This window comes from Klebsiella huaxiensis (genome assembly GCF_003261575.2).
Lineage (GTDB): Bacteria > Pseudomonadota > Gammaproteobacteria > Enterobacterales > Enterobacteriaceae > Klebsiella > Klebsiella huaxiensis.
The window spans coordinates 2,638,857-2,660,688 of record NZ_CP036175.1 but is presented as its reverse complement, the minus strand read 5'-3'; the positions used below and the strand labels follow the sequence as shown (position 1 = coordinate 2,660,688).

Here is a 21,832-nt window from a genome sequence, read left to right as displayed (position 1 = left end):
CTTCACAGGCCATTTCTTCTCCCTACAGTCCATAGATTCGGTATGGTTGTAAAAGCGCCTCAACAGCAAATGGGGCCTCTATCGCCGTTTGGCCTACAACAACGGTTTCCCGATGTTCGTACCAGTGACCGATAAGCAGAAGCATCGCTGCTTTCACATCATCGCCAGGGAGAATTGAATCTGGATCGTCGGTATATCCCTCGCTGGTTTCGGACTCATACATTTTGCGACGAGTCCATGTTTCGACGTAACGAGAAGCAGCTCCGATGTAGAGGGTCAATATTGAGTCATCATCGGTAAAATCAGGCTCAATGCGACAGTGCTCTTTAACCACTTCAAGTTCTAACATTATTTTTTAGCCTTCTTCTCTGGCACGGTTTCCGGCTGTTCCGGCTGTTCCGGCTGTTCCGGCTGTTCCGGCTGTTCCGGCTGTTCCGGCTGTTCCGGCTGTTCCGGCTGTTCCGGCTGTTCCGGCTGTTCCGGCTGTTCCGGCTGTTCCGGCTGCGCAGGATTATCAACATCCACCAGCCGTGCATAACCTTTTAGAACCAGCTCACGGCCATGCTGTTCCAACGTCTCCAGTGACTCGCCTTCCGTCACCACTACCCCACCAAAATAAATCGGTTTCACCGCGATAAGTTTCATCGTATTACCCCGAAAATTGCGGCCCGGAGGCCGCCAGAGAAATTACTGACCGCCGGAAGCCGGTACAGTAAAGGAGCCGTAAATAAATGCTTCAGGGCGTTTTACTGCTAACGCCAGACGCTCTTCACAGCGAATAGAGATCATGTTTTTCTCGAAGTCGTCGCCGTTCTCCGTCGAGATCACAACGTTTGCGTCTTCGCGGTCGAAAAGCTGTGCCGCAGCATTAAATGCACCTGTCAGGAATTTCCCCTGGAAAGCAGCTGCTTCGGTGGCAACAACCGGAAGCCCCCACAGCGTCGGGCCCGTCAATGCCGCCGGGTTCGCCAGGATATAGCGCCCCAGGGTGTCTTTCGTCAGTTCGATTTTCGCCCAGTCCATGAAGTGCAGAACATGTCCGGATGCAGGGAAGCGGGCAAGTTGAGCCTGAAGCATTGCCAGGCGCAGATCGTCAATACCGTTCTGCTGTTCAACGGCAAATGCTGCGCTATAAGCCGTTGCCTGCGGCACGATGCCATGAAGGTGTGCGCCAGTGCCATCACCGAACAAAATATCCTGCTCTTCGACATACTTGAGGCCGTAACGCATTTCAGCATCAATCATGGACTGCAACTGAGCGAAGTCGTCCAGAATCTGCTTGGATGCCTTGAACATGTGCGCGATGGTTGTCACAGGAGTAATTTTCGGCGTGAACTCAATATTGCTGTACGGCTTGGCCGTATTCTCCGGAACCACTTTTGCAGCATTGGTAAAGCCGGTCTGCTGCACCCAGAAAATAGCCGGTGATCCAGTTCGCCCAGGCGCGATTAACTCTCGAATAAATAACCGCTGCTTTGGCGCTACATCAATACCTGGCAGTCTTTGTGGCTCAACAATACCTTCAGGAACGTCACTGGAGATCAACGCAGCTTTTACAGGAACAGAAATACGCTTGTTCCCTTCGATGCTGGACGAAAGAACTTTAATGGCTTCTGCAGAAATAACCTGCTGGCCGACAGTCTCAACAACCATTTTTGCGTTTGCCAGTGGCATCTGCGCAACATGCTGCTCCAGTTCGCCCAGCGCAGCCTTCAGGGTTTTTTCGGCTTCTTTGAGTGCATTAAACTCGGTCGCCATTTTGTCTACGGTTTCTTTAGTTTCCGCTGACAATTTACCGTTCTTCTTCGCCTCAGTCAGAGCCTCTTCCGCTTTGGCGTTGAATTTGCCTGTTGCTTCTTCAATGGAGGCGGTGACTTTTTTCAGAATCTCGTTTACTTCAGACATAAAGGGTCCTTATTTGACTAACGCCGCAAGGGCGCTTTCAAGTGAATTGAGGGTTTCAGGTTTGATTTCTTCGGCAGCGCCAGGCTTACCATGGGAATCGGTAACAGCGCCCGGCGTGTTACCTGTTAACGCTTTGATTAATTTCCGGCGCTCAGACCGAGGGGTATTTGTTTTCGCCAGTAGTGCATCAAGTTTTCGCAGCGCTGCAGACGGGGAGTCATCACCGTCGCTTACGGCATCAGCAGAAAGCAGACTGTCGGCCAGCCCTTTTTCTACGGCATCACTGCCTCCGATATAACTTTCAGCATCCATAAGCTGCTGTACGGTCGCGATATCAAGCCCTGAACGCGCTGAATAGATATCGGCCATAGCGGTATCAAATGGCTCAAGAGAATTCGAAAGCTCAGCAAAATCATGGCGGTTGCCCATCGCTACTACCCAGCAGTTATGGATCATCAGAAAGGCACCGCGTCCGATTTGTATATCGTCCCCGGCCATAGCGATAATTGAAGCGGCGCTGGCAGCGATACCCAGCACTTTTACAGTGACTTTCCCCTGGTACTCGCGGAGAAGGTTGTAAATTGCCAGTCCTTCAAACATATCGCCGCCAGGAGAGTTGATGTTTACCGTCACATCTGCACCGTTCATCGAACGTAGAGCACCTGATATGCGTTTTGCCGTGGCACCCTCATCCCAGTAATCACGTCCAACAACATCAAAAATAGAAATCGAGTTGTCATTATCGGATGCAGCCCTGATCCCACCATTCCAGCGCTCAAGCGCTGATGGCTGGGGCTCACTGGTAACACCCGCGCACGGGCGCCCCGCCGGAGCAACCGGAAGTTGTCTAATTGTCATGGGGATTGGCTCCTAAGCAGCCTGTTTAAGTGGCGATTGCTCGAAAGGAATATCAGGGAATACGTGGTTATGAAGTTCTCTTACAGCCAGCGCCTGAACCGCCGGGTTGCTGTTTTCGAGATTCTTCAACTGAGTCAGGTTCAGCTGAACTGTATAAATATCACCGCCTTCAATTGGTGGCATATTTTCCAGCCTTCGCACATCGTTGCGCGACATCCAGCCATTCTGCAGGGCGCTGGTATAGTACGCGGCACGTCCTGCACTATCGGCTCGCAGAAGCCCCTCAACAGAGAACTCAGCAAACAAATCCTCATCACTGTTCAGAAGGCAACGCGAGATTTCCTGCTCAATATTCACCAGCAGGGGGCGCAGAGTGTGGGTCAGAAACAGCATGTTCATCCCCTCAAGACTCGACGCCCAGCTTGATTGCTTTGTCGTATGGCCGACCATAAATGGCGGCACACGAAACCAGCGACAAATTTCCTCAATGCTGAATGAACGGCTTTCAAGAAGCTGTGCGGCTTCCGGGTTCATGGTGACATTCTGGTATGTCAGCTCATTTTCCAGAACCATCAGTTTCCCGGCGTTTTTAGAACCAATAAAAGACTGAAGGTTTTGACGCAATCTTTCTCGCTGTTCCTTATTAAGCGCCGTTTTTGAAGACAGAAACCCGGTACTTTGCAAACCATTTTCGAATATTTTCGCCGCTGCTTCATCCACCGCCATAGCCGCGCCGAAAACGTCAACCCCGGCCATCGTCGGCATCATCCCGCACACACCATCAAGACCAAACCCACGAATGTGCATCATCCTGTCTACAGGAATGATCCGCTGAACGCCGTTATCCGTATAGGTGTACTGCAATTTTCCGCTATCGAGTCGCTTTACAACCATATTCTGAGGAAGTAACGGGACCAACGATACCAGCTTGCTACCGATATACAGCTTTTCGACAAACGCATTTCCTCGCAGACAAACACTGGCCACAATCATTAGCATGAAGCGGGAAGGTGTCATTTCCGGGTTAGGACGCCTGCATAATATCTGGTAGGCGGGATTGTTCTGGGCCAGCTTTCGCGATCCATCTGCCTGCCTCTCGTATATTTTTAGCGGTAGTGTGGAGACCGACTCACTTAGGAGCCTCACACACGCCCAGACGGCAGAAAGCCGGATAACTTTGTCAGCGGTGACCACTTTTCCGCTACTGCTGGTTCCGAACCACTCCCGCCAGAATTCACCGTTCGTCAGGCTTATGGGAACACCAAGCCAGTTTAAAAGAGCGCTCTTAACACGCCCTGGTTGCTGTTTATTCTTAGCCATCAGATACCCACTATGATCGGATCGTCAAAAAAGCCCTCAATATCTCCATCATCAGGCTCATAACCTTCTGCAGCACCAATTGCCATCGCTGACGCAACCACACCATCTATTCGACCAGTACTCTTTTTCTTGGCGAATATGCGGTTTTCTTTTTGGTCGGCTTCGGTTACGGCGGAAGCAGCGTTCCATCGGAGGCAGGGGTTTGTTTTAATAATGATTACGCCATCATCCAGCATCTGTTCAAAGAGTTCGATGGAATGAGGCATCCACAGTCCAGAATCCTGCGCCTTATAATATCCCTGTCCGTGAGGAATCAGCGGTACCGACACAGAAGCGCTCTCCAGTTCCGGTTCAAGATATTTGATGCGGTACTGGTCGAAGGCGATCGCCTTTATATCGAACAACATGGAAAGATCAGCAATGCGTTCAGCAACAAAGCCATATTTCACCGCCTTTCCGGGCGTAGTATGAATATGGCCTCCCCGTTCCCAAGCGTCATAAGGTACGCGGTCTGTTTTCGCTCTATCCAGCAAAGTATCTTTTGGTGTCCAGAACTCCACCAGCAGCTTTCTTTTTTTTGGGAAAAAGAGCGCCAGAGACGTAAGGTCACGAGTTCCTGAAAGGTCCAGGCCGCCATAGCATTCTTCTCCCTGTATCTCCTGCAGGTCAAAGTCCTCTTCACACCCCATCCACACATCGCTGCTCATCCAGGGGTTATCGGCATCCACCCACTGACAGAAGTTTAACCGCCGAACAATACTTTCCTTCGACGGCATCCCCCGAGCCTGCGTAACCTGCTCACGCAGGTAACGATCGGTAAAAGTGTGACCAAGTGAGGGGTTTGCTTTTTTCCAGCAGGACTCATCCTTGAAAGGGTCTTCTCCTTCGTCAAGGGAGCAAATGAAAGAAAAGAAACTGTCATCTTCAATCGAGCCTTCGGCAACTTTCCGCCCATACTCGTGATAGTCATAGCAGACGCTGGTTTTGTCGTGGCCGCTGTTAGTGATCATGAAAATCAACGCCTGGCGACGACCTTTCGTCCCGGCGCGCATCATTTCCACAACCTGGTTGCTTTTGTGCTCGTGAATTTCGTCAATCAGCGCACAGTGTGGGCGTGGCCCTGACTGCCCATCATCCGAACTGATAGGCCGGAAAAATGAGCCGGTCTGAAGAAACGCAAGGTTCCACTCTTTCCCCGCGCCGCCTGATTTATTTATTCGCTGTGCTAACGCAGGGGACTGATCCACCATCGCGACAGCATCACGAAAAAGGATCATGGCCTGGTCTTTTTTCGTCGCCGCTGCGTAGACTTCTGCGCGAGGTTCTTTGTCGGCGACCAGACAGTAAAGAGCAATACCCGCTGCAAGTGGAGATTTGCCAGAGCCTTTACCTGACTCGACGTAAGCCATCCGGTACCGGCGATAGTCGTCTGAGTTTTTCCAGCCGAATATCGAGCCCACAATAAAGCACTGCCACGGCAGCAGGTCGAAGGGTTTACCTTCATGCTCACCGCCGTTGAGCTTCAGTACTTTGGCAAAAAAGTCGATAGCACGCTGCGCCGCTGCAACATCCCATACCAACCCGCGAGCATGGAAGGATTCCAAATCTTTGAGATGTCGTTTACAGGAGTTTCTGATATCAGGTCCGGCGATTTCTTTGCCGGAGTCTACATCCCGCGCATATTGCGTGGCGGGATCAACCGAAGAACTGGTTGAGCGGGTCTTCTTCTTTTTCTCCACCATCTACTTTCACCTTCGTCCTGGCTGCAGGCGTAAGACCGAATTCAACCAGATAACTTTTGAAACGGCGATCAGCGTCGGCCAGCATGGCCACAGCCGGATTTGCCTTAATCAAAAAGCCGCCATCGGTCTGCACCGTATATGTTCGGCCCTCATCGGCGATAGTGAGGCGCAGCTGCAAAATGTCGGCATAAATATCGCAAAGACGCTCCAGCGCCAGCGTATCTGCAACGGTCAGAATCCCCATTCCGTCGAGTAGCATGGTGAGTTTTCCCCAGGCTACTTTTCCCCAGTCGGTGAGATGCGCCGGAGGGCTGGGTATTTCTCGCGCTGGCGTGGGTTCTTTATCGTTGAGTTTTCGTTTTCCCGGATTACCGGTTACCACTTTGAGATGGGTCGGTTTCGGGCGTCTTCCTGCCATCGGAACCTCCCAGAAAAAAACTTTTCATTTCGCGGTTGTGCACAAAAAGGATGGGCGGCGGTCATTTCGGGTCAGACTTCTGAACTTTTGACCCGCCCCTCCCCTATGGAATTGACGTTATCTGAACCAGTGAGAATTTGGATCAAGCGGAATACCGCTTTCATCGCAGCCGATAACGGTGCCGCGCTTCTCCATTCGCTGCTTCGTTGAGTCATGGTGCTGCTTACACAGCCCTTGCCAGTTCTTCCGGCTCCAGAAAAGCTTTTGCGCTTTCGCTATTGCCTGGCTGTCACCAGAGCGCAGAGCCTCTTTCAGTTTGTGCGGGGTGATGTGGTCAACCACCGTTGCCGCTGCCACCCTGCCTTGCTCCTGGCACATGACGCATAAGGGATGCGCACGAAGGAAGATAAGACGTTCACGGTTCCACTTGCTGCCATAGATGCGGGGCTCTTTGTTCATGCTCCCGCCTATAAGATGCGTCTCAGATGTGCGTAGGTCTGAACCATAGCTTTTTCAACAGACTTTCTTATTGTTTCAATCTGCTCAAGGCTCGGCGCTGCATTGAGGTTAGCTATGATGATAATGGGATTTTCAGGGTTGTTGCGCTGGATGCCATAATCAGAATTCACCAGATAACGGATTGCGCATTCCTGCCCTTCTTTTGTCAGAAAGGTAAAGTGGTTCTCCGTTCGATGCTGGGCACGTAATGTCCTGGTTTCTGCCAGACCAGCAGCCCTTAATTCAGCAGCGCCTGATTTAGAAGGTAGGTCGCCAGACTCCAGCGCACCACGGAAGAAAAGCGCATGCAGAACATCTTCAGCTGCGCCTGATAGTTCATTTGCTGTGTCGCTCATGGTGCCTCGCTTTGCGTTGATGCCAATACAGAACAATCCGCTGGGTGTCGCTGATACATCCCCGAGAATTCGGAGAGCGTCACGCATCTAAACTTATATAAAATTCTGTGATATGAATTTATTCATCGCCCAATCAGCATTAAATAAACATTATCGAAGCCACTTTATTGTGGCTCCTGTAATGCCTACTGTCGTTCCAAGTGTTCGTAACGTGAAATGGTCTTACCGTTTGCGTTCATCACATAGGCCACCTCTCCCTGCTTCAGGAACACGTTCTGGTCCATTCCCGATACGGCAATGCTCTGCTGATTAGGATTGAAACCAACACTCAGTCCGCAATGGATTTCTTCGCCGCCACCAGGCGACATCACTTTTACTGTTAACATGCTTCTTCTCCTGCTTCTGGTAATAAAAAAGGCCGCCAGTGGCGACCTTGGTGATTACGTTTGATCAACTACGAAGTATGGCAAGCCCTACAGCAGTAATAGCAACCATTTGATTGTGAATAATATTTCTTCGCCTCCAATACCGCAGGACGACAACTATCAAAAACACCAAGGTACACACGGTTTTCTGATGCAGGCATAAAGGTGCATCCGGTGACATGTACTTCATGATCGCCGTTTGCCTGAACATTTTTATTAACGTAATAATACTGTCCCATTGTTATGTCCCAGAGTGATACTGCTGATTGCAGCATCTTCAATCTACGCCCAGGCACTAAAGCAATTAAGACGAATCTCATTTAACTTTGACTAATGTCACTTACCTTTCTGGCAGTTGACTTGGTGCATATTGTCTGCAGTCTGAATTAAGCATAAATCGAACCTGCAGTTCCTATTATCGCTGCAAGTAGAATGAAGGTGACCGCAGTTCTACGCATTAAAACGCCATAAAATGAGATGGCCAACCCTGCGAAAGCAACAATCAAAACTGGCCACATATCGAGTAAGAGAAAAAAATAGCCTTCGAGGGCACTGTCAATTAGCACGTCCATATCACGAATTCCTTTAAGAAAACATCACCCCAGGAATTTTATCACGAACAACTAGCGTGTTAACCGCCAATCAGCAAGCATGAATTTACCTATTATTAGTAGGTTTCGTCAGACAGTTCGCCTGCACTGATTTGTTATGCGCCAGAATGTCGCGCTTGGTCTGCATATCCAGCACGTCGATGTCGTGGTCGGTCAGGTAGATGATCCGCACCCAGCTGCAGGCGGTATCGATGACCTCAGGTTTTGCGGGTAAAGTTTTCGCGCAGCTCCCGATCAACATCGTCATCAGGCATATGGCTAACAGTCTGCTGTACATCGCTGGCCCCTTTCGTTGCTTGCGCCTTCCGTTCTGCCACGGCGACGTTAGCGACAGCATTCTCTTCGGTTCGCTGCTGCTCGGCTTTGGCTTCTGCCTTACTTGTTCCGCGTACATGGCCAATGCCAAATGCGCCAGCGATTAAGCCAAAGAGAACGACCGCCAGTCCGGTGATAATTTCAAGGCTCATTACGACTCCTGCTGCTCATCAGCTGTTTCTTTCAGTTTTGGCTGTCTGACGTATTGAGAAAGGATGGCGAGCACCACCAGCGCCGGGCTAATCATCGCCACAACGTTAGGCGGCAGAATACCTTTGATATCCTGCGGCAGAATTGCCCAAGCATGAAGAGCAGCATCCGGGAATGATTGAGCCCATACACCGACCAACGCGCCGGCAGCGCCCAGGCGGACAGACCATGTTTTAAGCAGCAATCGGGCATGCCCAACGAACTCCAGCCGGGTATATTTGCGCAGTAACAACAGAACGAGCACGGCCACCAGCGCCAGCAGAGCGAAAATAATCATCTTCATAGGCTCACCCGCTCTTTAACCCAGCCATATAGAAACGCCTCGTTAGCTGGCCTCGCTTCGGCTAACTCCAGATAGCGAGCGCCCTGGCTGCAATTAAGCGCTTTAAGCAATGTTGTTTCACCGTCTTTGCCGCGAACCGCCAGGTAACTCTTAAGGGCGGCGATGGTTATATTGCCTATCGCTCCATCGGGTTTAAGGTCTGGATAGAGATTGCCCTGCATATTCAGCGCCGTTAACCAGCGCTGCAGGAATGTACTGGCAACGCGCGGCCCCATGTTTACGCCTGTGTCACACAATTCTTGTGCAATGGCTGGCGACAACTCGGCGATGCGGTCGAACTTTGGTTCCGTCCAGTATTGCGACAGGTAAATGGCTTTGGCTTTATCCCGTGGTAACGCCTTCATATCGCCGCTATAGCCGTAAGCGCGGGCGGTATTCTGAGTAATACCCCAGCGGGTCGGGCCACCTTTGTCTGAAGGGTGATCAACGTAACCACCTTCTTTTCCGAGGATACCCTCGATAATCTGATCTGCTGTCATTGTGCTTTCACTCCGGTAATACGTTCCCAGAAATACGTGAGGGCAACAGAACCCATAGCACCACTAACCCCAGCAGATGCCAGAATCATGTAAATGCTTGCCCCGCTTTCAATACTTATTAACCCTGCAATAACCCCGGCAAATGCCGAAACGACGATCTGCGCAAGAGCATTTATCCAGCTCCATTTCGCTTTACCCTGCTTCACATCCATCAGGAATCGGACCAGACCGCCCCAACCAGCAATGATCAGCAGAGCCAGCCAGGTTATTCCGGCCATGCTCTCTTTGTCTTGCATACGATTTGCCATAGTTTCACCTCCGGTTTAACGGGGTGCTGTGCGAGAAAGGAATAGGCGGCCCTGTTAGCGATTGCGGGGTTAGGAATCCCGCGCTCTTTAACCTGCCCGGATTGGGTTATGAGCCAGTCAGACAGTGGGCCTGTATGAATGGCCGCCAGATGGATTAACGACAAAGCACAGAGTGAATGATGCTCTGGTGGCACAAATAAAAAAGCCATGCAAATGCATGGCCTTGTGATTTGAATCCGTTATTTACAAAATGTATTCGAGACAGTATCTTTCGACTTCCGGACAAAAAACATATACCGGGACAAAATCTAAATGTAACTGCCTTGCCTGCATGAAACCATGCGGGCTTTTTTTTGCCCAAAGAAAAAGCCCACCGAAGTGGGCCTTACAGCTATCATCATTTTTTATTAGGTGTGGTGCCGGGTGCCTCCCGGTAAGTCGCCGCCAGTCCACAGACGACTCGCAATGCGCAAAAAAACATATCAGACTGGCAATGCCCCTCCGCATAGGGGGATTCACCACAACTCAAATTTAACATTCAGCCTTTCATGTTTCAACACACACGGCCTGTGCGATGTGTTGACTCACCATAACTGCCCAGCCCAATGTTACCAGCATGTAGCGACCTGTTTTCATCTTTGATAACATTAATTCGCAAAAGATTAAAACATCACTGGTGCAAAAAATGAGTAAATACTCAGACCTTTTACAAATAATCAAGACCAGGGTTTGTCAAAATAATGACTTCCCTCAAACGTCACTGGCAGACTCAAACAGCTACCGGGCCAGGCAGGTTTGGTATCGGATCGGGCAAATATTCACTCTTGAATGTGTTCTCGATGAATACAGAAAACATTTTTCATCCGATTATTATTATCTTGATAACGAAAAGGCTCTACATCATCTGGTCTTCGAAATGACCAAGTGGAAGCTTGAAGAGATCAGAGATCTCTCGCTAAATGACAGCCTTTTTATCATTGCCAGTCAACTTAAGCCAGGTTATATGTCGAAGGATGCTGCGGCCTTCCTGGCATCACTCAATCTGCCGACCGGCCACTACCCTGTTGAGGATTTTCCACAAGAGGACTGGGCTCCCAGGGAAAACTCAGCATTCCTTCAAGCCCGCCAGTAGCTATTCGCTCAATCTCCGCAGAGACCTGACTCAGTCGCTCCTCAAGAGCGGCTTTTTCTGCCACCAGACGATTGAAGCATGCAAGATGGGCTTTTTGTTGCCCAAGCCAGTGTTCAAGCTGTTGTGTGGTCATGCCCGGGTTAAAAAAATATGGCTGTTGGTTTTCGCCATGCATCAGAGGCCTCCAGAAAAGCAAAAACCCCGCCGGGTGGCAGGGTTTCATTGATTGATTTCGTACGGACGCTATATCCCACGATTGAAAGCATACAGGACAACTTTATGCAAAGTCAACTCTATCGTGCAAAGATTTGCCGCCATTTGCTCCGATCACTTTAGTAAGTTGTTACCTTCTCGAATTCTACCACCGCTTGTCGCTCACCCTGACGCAGCATATCCACCAGCACCTCATAAAACGGCTTCCAGTTGCGTGACCATGAGGACTGATGTAAGTCAGGTATGTACATCTGGATCGCCCGGTGTGCGTTCGCTGACTTGACGCTGGTGAAACCATTCCCCGAACAGCGCTCACAGGTTTTATATACCGGTGCTCCCTGCTCTTTTGTTTCTTTGCGGTCCAGCACCTGACCGGAGCCACCGCAGCGACAGCGGGCGTTTACTTTCCCCTTGCCGTCACAGGCTTCACACTTGCCGTTGACGATGGTTGTTACTTCGGTCCACTTCTCCCAGTCGGACGGACGAACAGCGCGTGACCTTTTCGCCCAATATGGCGCTTTGCCCCACGGGTATGTGACTTTGCGCTCCGTGGTGGTGGTTTCAATCTTCCCTGTGCCATGGCATACCCTGCAGGCTCCCGTGGTTTCCGCTGAACGGGAATACTCTGCAAAGGCAAACTGCGCCAGCACCAGGCAGCAGCGCCCCAGCCCTTTACCTGCGGCCTTTCGCACGTTCTTTGGTGCTGAATCTATGGCATACCGTGCCAGCGCCTGAACTGCCAGCTGCTCATCGGTCTTACTAATGCCCGCCTTACCGAAGAACGCCGCCAGCCCGAACCGTGCCCGGCTGCTGGTCACCCCGATCCCGGTCATAACGTCTGTACCGTTCAGGCGATTCGGCGATGTGCTTTTCACGTCGTCGCTGATGTGCATGCCCTGAGGGCTGAAGTGCTTTAACGATGCTTCCAGTTTCATTTTTTCTCCTCAGGATTTTGCATAGCGGCGTTGCTGCGGTTTCGGCTTAGGCATTGAACGCTGCCGCGCTTCTTCCTGGTCGATCGGCAGGAAGTGACCGTTATAGAATCGGCGGTAGATGGTTCCCAGTTCACCATTGCGTTGTTTTGTCACGTTGATCTCGGCAATGCCCTTTGCCGGGGATTCCGGGTTGTAAACCTCATCGCGGTACAGCATCAGGATCAGGTCAGCATCCGCCTCAATCTCACCGGAGTTCTTCATGTCGGAGTTCATGGGGCGTTTATTGGGTCGTGACTCCACGCCTCGGGAAAGCTGGCTCAGTGCGATAACGGGGGTTTTGTTAGCCTTGGCCAGTCGCTTGAGCCCCTTGGAGACTTCACCCACGGCAAGGTCATAACGCGCGTTACTCTGGATTTTGATAAGTGCCAGGTAATCGATGACCACCAGCGCAATCTCCGGATGCTCCAGTTGATAACGCGTAGCAGTCTGGTGGATCTGTTCGACGGTCAGATCGGTGGCATCGGTGATCCAGATATTGCGAGTGGCCAGCCGCTCCATGCCGTTAAAGAATCTCGCCCAGTCTTCGTCTTCAAACTGGCCTGCGGCCTTCAGGCGGGATACTGGCATGCCACCCGATGCCGAAACCATGCGTTTTGCGATCTGGGTATCGGACATTTCCATGCTGAAAAACAGCACACCGTGCCCCTGGGCGGATACTTTGTCGATGATGTCCAGCGCCAGCTCGGTTTTCCCCATTGAAGGGCGTGCGGCGATAAACACCAAATCTGTTAACTCGATACCGCCCGTTTTCTCATCAAGATCCTCAATCCCGGTAAGCAGACAGCGAGTCTCTTCCCTTCCCTCGCTGCGGGATTCAACCTCATCAGTCACCGCGACGAGCAGGTCTGAAATATGCACGGGCTGCACGATGTCGGCTGAAATGTCGATGGCGGACATGGCCTGTTTTGCCGACTCCAGAGCGGCGAGAGCTGCGTCGCCGTTGCTGGCAGTCCTGATTTGTTCCAGTGCCGTTTCAAGCACAGCCTGAGCATCACGAACGCCGGCATTACGAAGGAGCACATCAACATAAGAGACCAGTGCGGATTTCGCCCAGCTTACGCGGGTGGCTTCCAGGATGGTTGTCTGAAGTGCCGGCAGTGTTTCGCACAGCAGCAGCGGATCAATCACCCCGCCGCCGCGGGCCTGACGGCAAATACCTGTGTAAATTTCACGGTACTGACGCACTGAGAAGGTACTCGCTGGCAGCCGGGAAAGAATATCCAGTACCTCAGGGTCGGCACGGCGTAAAAATATAGCGCCGATGACCGCCCCTTCCAGATCTTCGTTTTTCCACACTGGCGTCATGCGGTCACCCCGTCAGTTCCACGGAAGCTTTCCCAGTTAAACGCCAGGCGATTGCGTCCGCCATTGGTCACGCGATCCACGATACGCTCACCGATGGAATCCTTAAGCTGCTCGAAGGTCAGGTTACTGATCAGGATGGTGGGCAGTACACTTTCGTAACGTGCATTGACAATCTCCTGCAGGATGGCCAGCTCTGAGGCGCTACCGAACTGCACTCCCACCTCATCGATAATCAGCAGGTCCAGCGATGCAAAGTGATCCAGCACACTGTCTTCCGTTGCCTCGGCGTTATGCCGCCAGGTGCTTTTCACTGCACGCATCACGCGCATCACATCGGTGATTTCAATGTGGGCCAGGTGGGTGCGGATGATATTTTTCGCCATGGCAACGGCAAGGTGGTTTTTTCCGGTGCCGCACTTCCCGACCATCAGCAAGCCCAACCCGGCATCAAAGCAGTGCTCCCAATTATCGGCATAGCGTTGGCATGCAGAGAGGTTTTTCGCTGCATCCTGATTCACCGCCTGGTAGTTTTCGAACTCACAGCCTTCGAAGCGACGCGCAATACCAGCCCGATCCATCAGTTCGGTAACGCGCAACGCACGCAGCTTTGTGTCAATCTCTGCAATCTGCTCACGCAGGCATCCCGGGCATTGGGTGTGTTTGAAATTCTCACCGCCGCGAAAAGCCTTGCCCACCAGGGTGAAGCGTTCAAAATCACCGTGTTTATCACAGGTGACACTCTCAATTTCTCCGGCGTCCCACCCGGCGTATCCCCACGGGTTCTTACGCTCCAGCGCGAAGGTTAACTCTTCGCCCAGGCTCTCCTGCGCTGCCTTCAGGTCTGCTCGCTCTTTGTGCTGATTCAATAAATTTAACATTTCGAATATCTCCGTTTACCACTGACAGCCTGATTCGCCATAGTCCTGCTCGCTGAAGCCGGATACTGGCATGACGCCATTGCGCCCACCTCCCGGAGCGGATGGAGCCTCCCATGGTTCTTCGAAGTGGTGGTCGGGCCCGAAGAACGTTGCCGCCTGTTTGACGTACTGAGTACCGGCATTGCCCGTCGTGCGAACGTAGGCCGCATAGCGCTTAACGCCTGCCAGCATGTCTTCAGGTTTAACCCCGTCTTTCAGGCGAGTTCCCCAGGCTTTCCAGGCTGCTGACTTGGAATTACCACCTGCGCGTTTGGGGTATGCCTGCCAGGCTGTTTCGAAATCAGGTGAATAGCCCTGTTTTGCAGAACGAGCAGGTGCAGAGGCGTCAGCCGATGCGCCAGTATGTTTTAAAGGTTCTTTGACTGGTTCATTGACTGGTTCAAAAGAGTGACTGATTCTGGGTGCAGCTCCTGCACTACCCCCTGGTGAATCTCCTGCACTACCTGGTGAATCTGCTGCACCAAGTAGTGCACGATTTGCACTACCCCCTGGTGAATCTCCTGCACTACGCAGGTTGAGCTGATAAACGTTGCTGGAATTACCTTTAGGACCAGTACGAAGCTCTTTTTTAATCAGCCCGCACTCGCAAAGCGCCTCAATGTGATTCATTACAGAACGCTTACTGATTTCGCACTGATCGGCAATATGCTGGTAACTCGGCCAGCATTCCCCCAGATCGCTTGCGTTGTCAGCCAGCTTCAGTAGAACCAGCTTTCTAAGGGGATTTCCGACTCTAATTTTCATGGCCTGAACCATGAGATCCATACTCATTTATCCCCCTCCCGCTTCGCTATGAGGTAATACACCCCGCTTATAGGGTCGTACCGGATGTTGCGTGGTAGCAGCATCTGGAAGTAGCGCGAGTCTGGAATTACAGTTGATCGCTGCGGCATGTCACACCTCGGATGGTGGGTGCGGGAATAATTTTGGTTTGTCAGGTCTCAATTCATGGGCAGGGATCCCAGTTAGAGCTGCTACATCCGGCACATGCTCCACCCCAACAGCGCCAACCTTCCTCCAGCGAGAAACGGACGGTTGCCTTACCCCAATAGCGCGAGCTAAAGCATTTACTCCGCCAGCGGCATCAATAGCTCTTTCAATTGCTGATTTCATTTTTTTACACACCCAGTTGGTTTGCTATAGATAAATAATAGCAATTGCTATTGGAATGAGCAATAGACTTGTTTATCATGCCGAACTAGAATGTGATAGCGGAGGCTATAATTATGCAAGAGACTACACTTAAGACGTTAGCTGACAGACTTAACTACGCAATGCATGAAATGGGTATGAGCCAAGCGCAATTGGCTAAAGCTGCTGATATGGCACAACCAACCATATGGCGCATAACATCTGGCAATGCTAGAGGAACAACAAAAATCGTTGAAATTGCCAATGCCTTAGGGGTTCGTTCGGAGTGGTTGTCAAACGGTACGGGACCAATGAGGGGCGATGACCAACAACCAACTCCCCCTGTTGCTAGCAAAAAAGATCCTGCCATCTTCAGGATAGACGTGCTCGACCTCACGGTTAGCGCTGGTCCTGGAGTAGTTAACAGCGAATTCATTGAGGTGTTGCACTCTGTGGAGTACTCAGTTGAAGATGCGCTCCATATGTTTAATGGCCGGAAGCAGGAACAGATACGCATCATCAACGTCCGCGGTGACAGCATGTCAGGCACGATTGAGCCTGGCGATTTACTATTCGTCGACATCAGCGTTCAACACTTTGACGGCGATGGCATATACGCGTTCATCTACGACGACACCTCGCATGTTAAGCGCCTACAAAAGATGAAGGACAGGTTATTGGTTATCTCAGACAACAAGAACTATGCAGCCTGGGACCCGATAGATAAAGATGAGATGAACCGAATTTTCGTGTTCGGGAAGATAATCGGCAGCATGCCGCAGACCTACAGAAAGCATGGGTAAATTTTAAAATTATAATAAAATTACTGTAAAACTGCATGGATCCTTAACCCGGTCCCACGCCGGGTTATCACCACTCAATACTCCCCAATGTGTAACACCACTGCATCCCAGCCCATCAAAGCCCATTTTTTTATCAAGCCCCACATACTTTAAGCATTCACGGGCCTGCCGCTTAAAGTTCGATGACTTCCACTCAAACGTCATCAGCACAACGCGCAATAGCATTTTTTTTATTTTTACATCAATTACATAAAATCCAATAGCAATTTAAATAGCAATACCTATTGCAATGATTGATAGCATGTTCTATTATTTTTCTATCGAATCAATTAGAGGTGATAGGCAATGACTCAGATGATAAAAACATTTAAGGGATTATCGATACATCCTTGTGACGCTTTCAAAAATATGGCCTTGATCGTTGAGGCCGCCAGCTTGCTATCGGCGGTTGATGACGACGAATATCGTGAAATTAGCGATATTCTTCTAGGGTTTGCCTGCAGTTACGCAAGCGAGGCTCACAAAAACGAATGGAATAAACCTCAATGAAAACTCCATTACAAATGCTTATTGACATCGCAAGTGAAATGACAGACGCGGCAATTACTTTAGAGTTGATTTACAGAAGCACGGACAACACGTGCGAAACAGATAGCGGTATTGCTTGTGTTGTCCGCTCCCTGTTAAGAACCAACGATAAAGCACAGGAGTATATTGAACAATTAAGCCCCCCCCCAGCAGGAAAGGGGTGAGAGTGATATTGCTGATGATGTTTTTCACGCGACTATTACGGCCAGAAAACTCGAAGAACTTGCGCATATTTATAATGAGGTTTACTTCACCGATGAAGATAATGGTAAACCCGCAATGTATATGGCATCAGCAATTTTCGACTATGCGATTAAAGTTTGTAGCGAACTGAAAAGCATCGAAGCAAAATTAAGTTAATAAAACCCTGATTTAAATAACGGCTTAATTGCCGGGACCGCACTCACCTTGAGGAAAGCGCAATGAATATTGCATCCCGTAAAAAAGATAATTGTGGAATAACAATGCATGTTGATTTCCCTGTGGTCACTGAAGCAAGCGGAGCACTCAGAACAGCACAGCACGCAGATGCTTACGGCAACCAACTCAGGGATGAGTTTAATACATTGCTCTTTGCTGCGATAGCCAGAACGGATAAGCGTGTCGCTGGTCGCTTTACCAGTCTGCTCAATGAGCTTTGTGTTATGACTGGCTCCACAGTGAATAACATTAGAAAAGGTCGCTAAATATGACATTCATCATCGACCGCAGCGCATATAAAACCGCCCTACTGTATGCATCATGCGGACAGGAATTAATTGCAGTTCTTTATCTTCGTAAAGCGTATGGGAGGTAATTATGTGGAACCCTTCAACCAGAACAAGTATTGAAGAGGTTGTAACTGAGGCTAATAACCTGAATGAACTCTTAGATTTGATGCATCTTTGCTTTAAAAGGATGAACCCTCCTCAGACCGAAGCTTTGCTGGGGTTGGCGCTAAATATCGCATCAAATATTTCTATCTGGATAGAGGCTGAGGAGAAGCGCCGTGAAAACAAATCTGATTGAAACTCGTCGCCGTCACCTCGTTCGCGCAAAGCTTGATTCAATGATGAGAAGAACAGGAAGCTATTTCCAGATAGTCAAACTGGATGATGGTTCGAATTTACCTGTGGAGCTTGACGAAGATATTTTGACGAAGGCACTGATTAAACTTTTTGAAGCGATGATTTATGACACCCACAAACGCGAGCAGGCAGAAAATTTAATTTCTGAACATTATTCGAATTGCATGGGTGTGAATAAGTTAACACCTGATGGTGTGGACTTTATGAATGCGCTGATCGCAACACTGGCTGAGCAGTCATTAAAAGCGGAGAAATTAACTGATGACTAATTTACCCCCCCCTATTACACACGAAAAAGTGCAGGTTGTTATGACGATTGAAAACGGCCAGGTAATTGATACCCGCAAAGTTCGCGATAACGAGCTAATTGCCAGCATGGATACGTTCTTCTGGATGGCAAAGAAAGCCGGGTATCAGGTTATAGCCCCTAATACGGAGAAGCAGTGATGATCGACAACCGCACCGCCAGCGCCATTGACCTGGCATTACAGAAGCACCACACGCCAGTCGGTCTACTTTTCGCAGCCGTTCGCCACGGGCGAGTAAAGCGCTGTTTTAGCCGGGACACTGCGATCCGTTATCTGGCGTTCTTTATGACTAGCGAAGCTTTTGAACGCTCTGGATTCAAACAGCGTTACCCGGATGTACAGATAGTACACCCCATAACCCCCCAACTTAATTGTTGGGAGCGTGGAGAGGCAACACGCGAATATCACCGCGCCCACCAGCGTTGTATTCGCCGTCTTCGTCGAATCCTCGCCCGCAAACGTGAAATGAAGAAGTGGTGCGAAAAGTGGGATTCCATGCATGACCGCTATTTGAAAGAGCGCGAAGAACTTCAAACTACTAAGCCAACCGAGGTACGTAATGGATCACACAGTATTTAACCCCGAACCAACGTCAACCGGCATCCGGCTATCTGGAAACCGTGTGATCGGTTACTCGGCTGCAATTCGCGAACTGGATAACGGCCGTTATGACAAGAATATCGCCGATGGTATGGAAATACTGGCGTGTGTCATGGAGGCAGTAGAAAGCAACTGGGTCACACTCAACATCGAGAAGCAAATCATCGTCTGGCGCTGGTTACTCGTTGCTGTCTTCATTTCAGAAGAGCAGGAGAAGAACGGAGGTATCGACGTTCCGAACGAGGATGGCGGCGTCGATAAAGCGGTTATCTATTCAGGCAAGCATGGTGCTATCAGTGTCTATCCTGGCCCAGAACGTTTTGCCCTAGCTAACCACGTGGAAATCTGCGCCATTGAGAAATACGGGCCTGACGTTGGCCAGCAGCTGGCGCTGCGGATGTATCAGGACATGGTCGTTGCTGACGATGATTCCGGATTCAGGCTGTCCGCTATGGGCCGGGAGGGCTTCAACCTTCTCCATGACAGTTTTATCGAACAAATCCAGACCGAAGGCATGCCAGGCATGCCGGTTATGCACTGAGGGGAAATGGGAATGGCTAAGAAAGCACGCAGAAACAGCACATCGCAAGGATGCGCAGGAATGACGATGGCGCAGTTTTTCCACAGCCACATGCGGTCAGAGAATAGCAATGCCAGTGATTATGCGAGTCTTCGGCATAGCCTCCACGATGCTGTAAAGCCAGCCCCCGAAGGAATGGTCCGCATGCAGCTGACTCGCAACCAACGCCGCCTTGCGAAAAAACTCGGCATCGCACTGAAGGAGGAATAATTATGAACACTGTGACTATCAACAATAAACAACTCCCGGCAGTCAATTACCGCGGCCAGCGCGTAGTAACGCTGGCGATGATTGATGAAGTTCACCAGCGCCCAGAAGGCACCGCACGGGCGACATTTAACCGCAACCGTGAGCACTTTATCGCGGGCGTAGATTACGAAGAACTAGGTTCGGACGTAATACGTACGGACCTCCCGGAAGGAACTTTCTCCAAATTTGCCCCATCAGGGATTGTACTTTTTGAATCAGGTTATCTGATGCTGACAAAGCCATTTAACGATGATCTTGCATGGAAGGTACAGCGCGAACTGGTTAACTGTTATTTCCGCAGTCAGCGCCCAAAATCCCAGGCAGAGCTGATCGCCGAAATGGCCCTGTTGAATGTCGAACAGGAGCGCCGCCTCTACCAGGTCGAGGAGCAGGTGGAAACCGTAGTCGAAGCTGTCGAAAACATTAAGCGCGGTACCATGCGGGCCGGATACGTTGGTTATCGCCAGGTGGTCGCCAAGAGTGGCATGACCGATGCCAAGTGCCGAAACCTGGTTAGCGCTTACCGTATCTCTACCGACACGCACGAGTTCATGACGCCTGACGGACTTCTCTCCCGGCGGGCTATCGTGGAGCTTGAACCGTTCATGAGAGCGTTCCACCATATGATGGCAGAAGCTGAGCCCCGCGGTACCCGCTGGTATCACCCGAAGATGGGGCTTTTTCAGGCTATCGGATGGGAGGGTAAAGCATGATTATCCCGTCCAAGCAGCTCCGCGCCGCTCTGGTGTGCGTGGCTAAAAACGACCCCCGCTACTACCTGTGTGGGGTGCATATCACCCCGAAACATATTGAGAGCACCAACGGCCATGTTGCGTTACGTATGGAGCACGGCATCTGTACAAAGAAAAACATCATCGTTCAGTTTGAAGGTAACGTGCCAGCCAAAGCCGAAACAACAGAGCTGATTTTCAATAAAGAGCCAATCGCCATTCATCGCGACCACAACCAGAACCGCCTGGCCATCACCGGCATTAAGCTGCTTGATGGTCGATTCCCTGATTTAGGTCGCGTCATTCCAGAGAAACTGGACCTCAGCGTTAACCCGGTGATCCAGGCGGAATACCTGAGTTATCCGACAAAGATTTTTGGCCGCGATGAGAAGTTTATCCCTGTGCAGCTTCGCCCGTCAGGGGAGTTTGCCGCAGTGCGCATCCAGTTCAATGAGCATATCAACAGCACCTACGGAAATCCGGAATTTGTAGTGATGCCCTGCCGCGATGATGCTTTCAAAGTAGTAGAGGATCATCTGGGATGAAAAAGGTATCTGAACTGGTGATGTTCACTCTATTTTTCTCCAGCCTTTCGGGGCTGGGATTTGCGGCGGGAGTCTGCTGTTTCTTTGGTATTGCGCGATTACTGGCGAGGACTCTGGCATGAAAATCGAATATCAGGACTACGGATCCGTTGCAAACATTGTAGTCACCAGCACCGTTTTTGAGTTTCGTAAGCACAACCGTGCAATTGATGTTGCCCTCTTTCTGGTTCCTGGCATGACCAGCAATAGCAGCGGATTTTTCTTCATGAAAACTGTTTTTAGCGGCCAGGCTAAACACGCCCTCCGGGCCTACAAACATCTGATCCGGGAGGCCAAACGATGAAAAACGGCCGGCACTATGCCTACCCCAATCCGAGCAATGCGACGCCTGGGGGAATGACTTACCGGCAATACCTTGCTGCCTGTCTGGCTCCGGTGATGCTCACGAATTTTTTCAGCAACGATGCATGGCAGGATTACGACGACCTCGCCAGCACGCTGATGATGGCGGTCGATTCCATCATCGAAGCCGAACAAGAGACCGCATGCAGGAGCAGCGAAAATGTGCAGGTAGCGCAGGACCAGCAAGCCGAGTCGCTGCACGCCATCAAAGCCGCGCCAACTCTGGATCCATTGCCAAAAAACGCCAAGTCGCGCAGCGGCAACTCTCCGGTTAACGATGTCACCAATGGTAAGCCGTTAACCATCACCCTACCAGACATTAGCTCAAAGGCATTCTGGAGCGGTAGCGGCAAAAATGAAGTTTTCCATCCAGAGACTTATAGACGCTGGACTAAAGAGGCTATCGAGCGTTACTGCGCCATAGCTCAGATCGAAGTGGACGTTCGGTAATGGACTG

At 50.6% G+C, this 21,832-nt stretch carries 37 protein-coding genes; 16 read left to right on the top strand and 21 right to left on the bottom strand.

Annotated elements, in window-relative coordinates; genetic code table 11:
* Positions 1–22: 22 nt before the first annotated feature.
* The 16 genes from DA718_RS12740 to DA718_RS12660 all read right to left on the bottom strand — a co-directional run bounded on the left by DA718_RS12740 (position 23) and on the right by DA718_RS12660 (position 9,776).
* Positions 23–349 (bottom strand): head-tail connector protein, encoded by a 327-nt coding sequence (locus tag DA718_RS12740; protein WP_112217364.1) that lies wholly within the window; start codon positions 347–349, stop codon positions 23–25.
* Positions 349–645 (bottom strand): DUF7210 family protein, encoded by a 297-nt coding sequence (locus DA718_RS12735; RefSeq protein ID WP_227016000.1) that lies wholly within the window; start codon positions 643–645, stop codon positions 349–351. The genes DA718_RS12740 and DA718_RS12735 overlap by 1 nt, the downstream gene beginning before the upstream one ends.
* 42 nt (positions 646–687) lie before the next feature.
* Positions 688–1,905, bottom strand: coding sequence for a phage major capsid protein (locus DA718_RS12730; RefSeq protein ID WP_112217030.1), 1,218 nt, complete (start codon positions 1,903–1,905; stop codon positions 688–690).
* A 9-nt stretch (positions 1,906–1,914) separates the two neighbouring features.
* Positions 1,915–2,763 (bottom strand): head maturation protease, ClpP-related, encoded by an 849-nt coding sequence (locus tag DA718_RS12725; protein ID WP_112217029.1) that lies wholly within the window; start codon positions 2,761–2,763, stop codon positions 1,915–1,917.
* Between the two features lie 12 nt (positions 2,764–2,775).
* Positions 2,776–4,083 (bottom strand): phage portal protein, encoded by a 1,308-nt coding sequence (locus DA718_RS12720; RefSeq protein WP_112217028.1) that lies wholly within the window; start codon positions 4,081–4,083, stop codon positions 2,776–2,778.
* Positions 4,083–5,825: a terminase large subunit gene (locus tag DA718_RS12715; RefSeq protein WP_112217027.1), complete on the bottom strand. Its 1,743-nt coding sequence runs from the start codon at positions 5,823–5,825 to the stop codon at positions 4,083–4,085. Before DA718_RS12715 ends, DA718_RS12720 begins: the two co-directional genes overlap by 1 nt.
* A complete protein-coding gene (locus DA718_RS12710) occupies positions 5,779–6,243 on the bottom strand; it encodes a phage terminase small subunit P27 family (RefSeq protein WP_004864249.1) in 465 nt (154 codons plus the stop codon). The genes DA718_RS12715 and DA718_RS12710 overlap by 47 nt, the downstream gene beginning before the upstream one ends.
* Positions 6,244–6,360: 117 nt before the next feature.
* Positions 6,361–6,702 (bottom strand): HNH endonuclease signature motif containing protein, encoded by a 342-nt coding sequence (locus DA718_RS12705; RefSeq protein ID WP_112217026.1) that lies wholly within the window; start codon positions 6,700–6,702, stop codon positions 6,361–6,363.
* Positions 6,703–6,710: 8 nt separating this feature from the next.
* Positions 6,711–7,097, bottom strand: coding sequence for a hypothetical protein (locus DA718_RS12700; RefSeq protein WP_130624373.1), 387 nt, complete (start codon positions 7,095–7,097; stop codon positions 6,711–6,713).
* A 185-nt stretch (positions 7,098–7,282) separates the two neighbouring features.
* The gene (locus tag DA718_RS12695; RefSeq protein WP_004136199.1) at positions 7,283–7,483 is read right to left on the bottom strand and encodes a hypothetical protein; all 201 of its coding nucleotides are present in this window, start codon (positions 7,481–7,483) and stop codon (positions 7,283–7,285) included.
* 425 nt (positions 7,484–7,908) lie between these two features.
* Positions 7,909–8,094 carry a hypothetical protein gene (locus DA718_RS12685; protein WP_004136197.1) on the bottom strand — a complete coding sequence of 62 codons (186 nt, stop codon included), beginning with the start codon at positions 8,092–8,094 and terminating at the stop codon, positions 7,909–7,911.
* Between the two features lie 85 nt (positions 8,095–8,179).
* Complete coding sequence (locus tag DA718_RS30665) at positions 8,180–8,374, bottom strand: hypothetical protein (protein ID WP_112217024.1); 195 nt, start codon at positions 8,372–8,374, stop codon at positions 8,180–8,182.
* A complete protein-coding gene (locus tag DA718_RS12675) occupies positions 8,331–8,600 on the bottom strand; it encodes a hypothetical protein (RefSeq protein WP_112217023.1) in 270 nt (89 codons plus the stop codon). Before DA718_RS12675 ends, DA718_RS30665 begins: the two co-directional genes overlap by 44 nt.
* A complete protein-coding gene (locus DA718_RS12670) occupies positions 8,600–8,941 on the bottom strand; it encodes a DUF7940 domain-containing protein (protein WP_112217022.1) in 342 nt (113 codons plus the stop codon). The genes DA718_RS12675 and DA718_RS12670 overlap by 1 nt, the downstream gene beginning before the upstream one ends.
* Positions 8,938–9,480 carry a glycoside hydrolase family 108 protein gene (locus DA718_RS12665; RefSeq protein WP_112217021.1) on the bottom strand — a complete coding sequence of 181 codons (543 nt, stop codon included), beginning with the start codon at positions 9,478–9,480 and terminating at the stop codon, positions 8,938–8,940. The genes DA718_RS12670 and DA718_RS12665 overlap by 4 nt, the downstream gene beginning before the upstream one ends.
* Positions 9,477–9,776, bottom strand: coding sequence for a phage holin family protein (locus DA718_RS12660; RefSeq protein ID WP_127074472.1), 300 nt, complete (start codon positions 9,774–9,776; stop codon positions 9,477–9,479). Before DA718_RS12660 ends, DA718_RS12665 begins: the two co-directional genes overlap by 4 nt.
* Before the next feature lie 697 nt (positions 9,777–10,473).
* Between DA718_RS12660 and DA718_RS12655 the strand changes: the two genes are divergently transcribed.
* Complete coding sequence (locus DA718_RS12655) at positions 10,474–10,920, top strand: ECs1072 family phage-associated protein (protein ID WP_112217020.1); 447 nt, start codon at positions 10,474–10,476, stop codon at positions 10,918–10,920.
* Positions 10,921–11,252: 332 nt separating this feature from the next.
* Here the strand turns inward: DA718_RS12655 and DA718_RS12645 are convergent, their stop codons facing one another.
* From DA718_RS12645 to DA718_RS31045, 5 genes are all read right to left on the bottom strand, one after another.
* On the bottom strand, positions 11,253–12,068 hold the full coding sequence (locus DA718_RS12645) for an antitermination protein (protein WP_112217018.1): 816 nt from the start codon (positions 12,066–12,068) through the stop codon (positions 11,253–11,255).
* Positions 12,069–12,077: 9 nt separating this feature from the next.
* Positions 12,078–13,433 carry a replicative DNA helicase gene (locus DA718_RS12640; protein WP_112217017.1) on the bottom strand — a complete coding sequence of 452 codons (1,356 nt, stop codon included), beginning with the start codon at positions 13,431–13,433 and terminating at the stop codon, positions 12,078–12,080.
* Positions 13,430–14,311 carry an ATP-binding protein gene (locus tag DA718_RS12635; protein WP_112217016.1) on the bottom strand — a complete coding sequence of 294 codons (882 nt, stop codon included), beginning with the start codon at positions 14,309–14,311 and terminating at the stop codon, positions 13,430–13,432. The genes DA718_RS12640 and DA718_RS12635 overlap by 4 nt, the downstream gene beginning before the upstream one ends.
* 15 nt (positions 14,312–14,326) lie before the next feature.
* Positions 14,327–15,142, bottom strand: a complete 816-nt coding sequence (locus DA718_RS12630) for a helix-turn-helix domain-containing protein (RefSeq protein ID WP_112217015.1) — start codon at positions 15,140–15,142, stop codon at positions 14,327–14,329.
* A gap of 123 nt (positions 15,143–15,265) precedes the next feature.
* Positions 15,266–15,484 carry a transcriptional regulator gene (locus DA718_RS31045; RefSeq protein WP_112217014.1) on the bottom strand — a complete coding sequence of 73 codons (219 nt, stop codon included), beginning with the start codon at positions 15,482–15,484 and terminating at the stop codon, positions 15,266–15,268.
* A 113-nt stretch (positions 15,485–15,597) separates the two neighbouring features.
* Between DA718_RS31045 and DA718_RS31150 the strand changes: the two genes are divergently transcribed.
* The 15 genes from DA718_RS31150 to DA718_RS31040 all read left to right on the top strand — a co-directional run bounded on the left by DA718_RS31150 (position 15,598) and on the right by DA718_RS31040 (position 21,825).
* Complete coding sequence (locus DA718_RS31150; protein WP_112217013.1) at positions 15,598–16,305, top strand: XRE family transcriptional regulator; 708 nt, start codon at positions 15,598–15,600, stop codon at positions 16,303–16,305.
* Between the two features lie 345 nt (positions 16,306–16,650).
* Entirely contained in the window at positions 16,651–16,854 is a 204-nt protein-coding gene (locus DA718_RS12615) for a hypothetical protein (RefSeq protein ID WP_112217012.1), read from the top strand.
* Positions 16,851–17,057 carry a hypothetical protein gene (locus tag DA718_RS12610; RefSeq protein ID WP_112217011.1) on the top strand — a complete coding sequence of 69 codons (207 nt, stop codon included), beginning with the start codon at positions 16,851–16,853 and terminating at the stop codon, positions 17,055–17,057. Before DA718_RS12615 ends, DA718_RS12610 begins: the two co-directional genes overlap by 4 nt.
* A gap of 258 nt (positions 17,058–17,315) precedes the next feature.
* Entirely contained in the window at positions 17,316–17,579 is a 264-nt protein-coding gene (locus DA718_RS12600; protein ID WP_112217009.1) for a hypothetical protein, read from the top strand.
* 112 nt (positions 17,580–17,691) lie between these two features.
* Complete coding sequence (locus tag DA718_RS12595) at positions 17,692–17,901, top strand: hypothetical protein (protein ID WP_112217008.1); 210 nt, start codon at positions 17,692–17,694, stop codon at positions 17,899–17,901.
* Positions 17,882–18,229, top strand: a complete 348-nt coding sequence (locus tag DA718_RS12590; RefSeq protein WP_227015999.1) for a hypothetical protein — start codon at positions 17,882–17,884, stop codon at positions 18,227–18,229. Before DA718_RS12595 ends, DA718_RS12590 begins: the two co-directional genes overlap by 20 nt.
* Positions 18,230–18,269: 40 nt before the next feature.
* Complete coding sequence (locus DA718_RS30410; RefSeq protein ID WP_349476098.1) at positions 18,270–18,407, top strand: hypothetical protein; 138 nt, start codon at positions 18,270–18,272, stop codon at positions 18,405–18,407.
* Positions 18,407–18,847 (top strand): hypothetical protein, encoded by a 441-nt coding sequence (locus DA718_RS12585; RefSeq protein WP_112217006.1) that lies wholly within the window; start codon positions 18,407–18,409, stop codon positions 18,845–18,847. The genes DA718_RS30410 and DA718_RS12585 overlap by 1 nt, the downstream gene beginning before the upstream one ends.
* 43 nt (positions 18,848–18,890) lie before the next feature.
* Positions 18,891–19,409, top strand: a complete 519-nt coding sequence (locus DA718_RS12580) for a hypothetical protein (protein WP_112217005.1) — start codon at positions 18,891–18,893, stop codon at positions 19,407–19,409.
* Positions 19,410–19,421: 12 nt separating this feature from the next.
* A complete protein-coding gene (locus tag DA718_RS12575; protein ID WP_130624372.1) occupies positions 19,422–19,658 on the top strand; it encodes a hypothetical protein in 237 nt (78 codons plus the stop codon).
* Positions 19,659–19,660: 2 nt separating this feature from the next.
* Positions 19,661–20,410, top strand: a complete 750-nt coding sequence (locus DA718_RS12570) for an ORF6N domain-containing protein (RefSeq protein ID WP_112217003.1) — start codon at positions 19,661–19,663, stop codon at positions 20,408–20,410.
* On the top strand, positions 20,407–20,973 hold the full coding sequence (locus tag DA718_RS12565) for a beta clamp domain-containing protein (protein ID WP_112217002.1): 567 nt from the start codon (positions 20,407–20,409) through the stop codon (positions 20,971–20,973). Before DA718_RS12570 ends, DA718_RS12565 begins: the two co-directional genes overlap by 4 nt.
* Entirely contained in the window at positions 20,970–21,095 is a 126-nt protein-coding gene (locus DA718_RS12560; RefSeq protein WP_094963425.1) for a sodium:solute symporter, read from the top strand. The genes DA718_RS12565 and DA718_RS12560 overlap by 4 nt, the downstream gene beginning before the upstream one ends.
* Positions 21,092–21,316, top strand: a complete 225-nt coding sequence (locus tag DA718_RS12555) for a hypothetical protein (RefSeq protein WP_112217001.1) — start codon at positions 21,092–21,094, stop codon at positions 21,314–21,316. Before DA718_RS12560 ends, DA718_RS12555 begins: the two co-directional genes overlap by 4 nt.
* The gene (locus DA718_RS31040) at positions 21,313–21,825 is read left to right on the top strand and encodes an ATPase (protein WP_227015998.1); all 513 of its coding nucleotides are present in this window, start codon (positions 21,313–21,315) and stop codon (positions 21,823–21,825) included. The genes DA718_RS12555 and DA718_RS31040 overlap by 4 nt, the downstream gene beginning before the upstream one ends.
* Positions 21,826–21,832 lie beyond the last annotated feature (7 nt).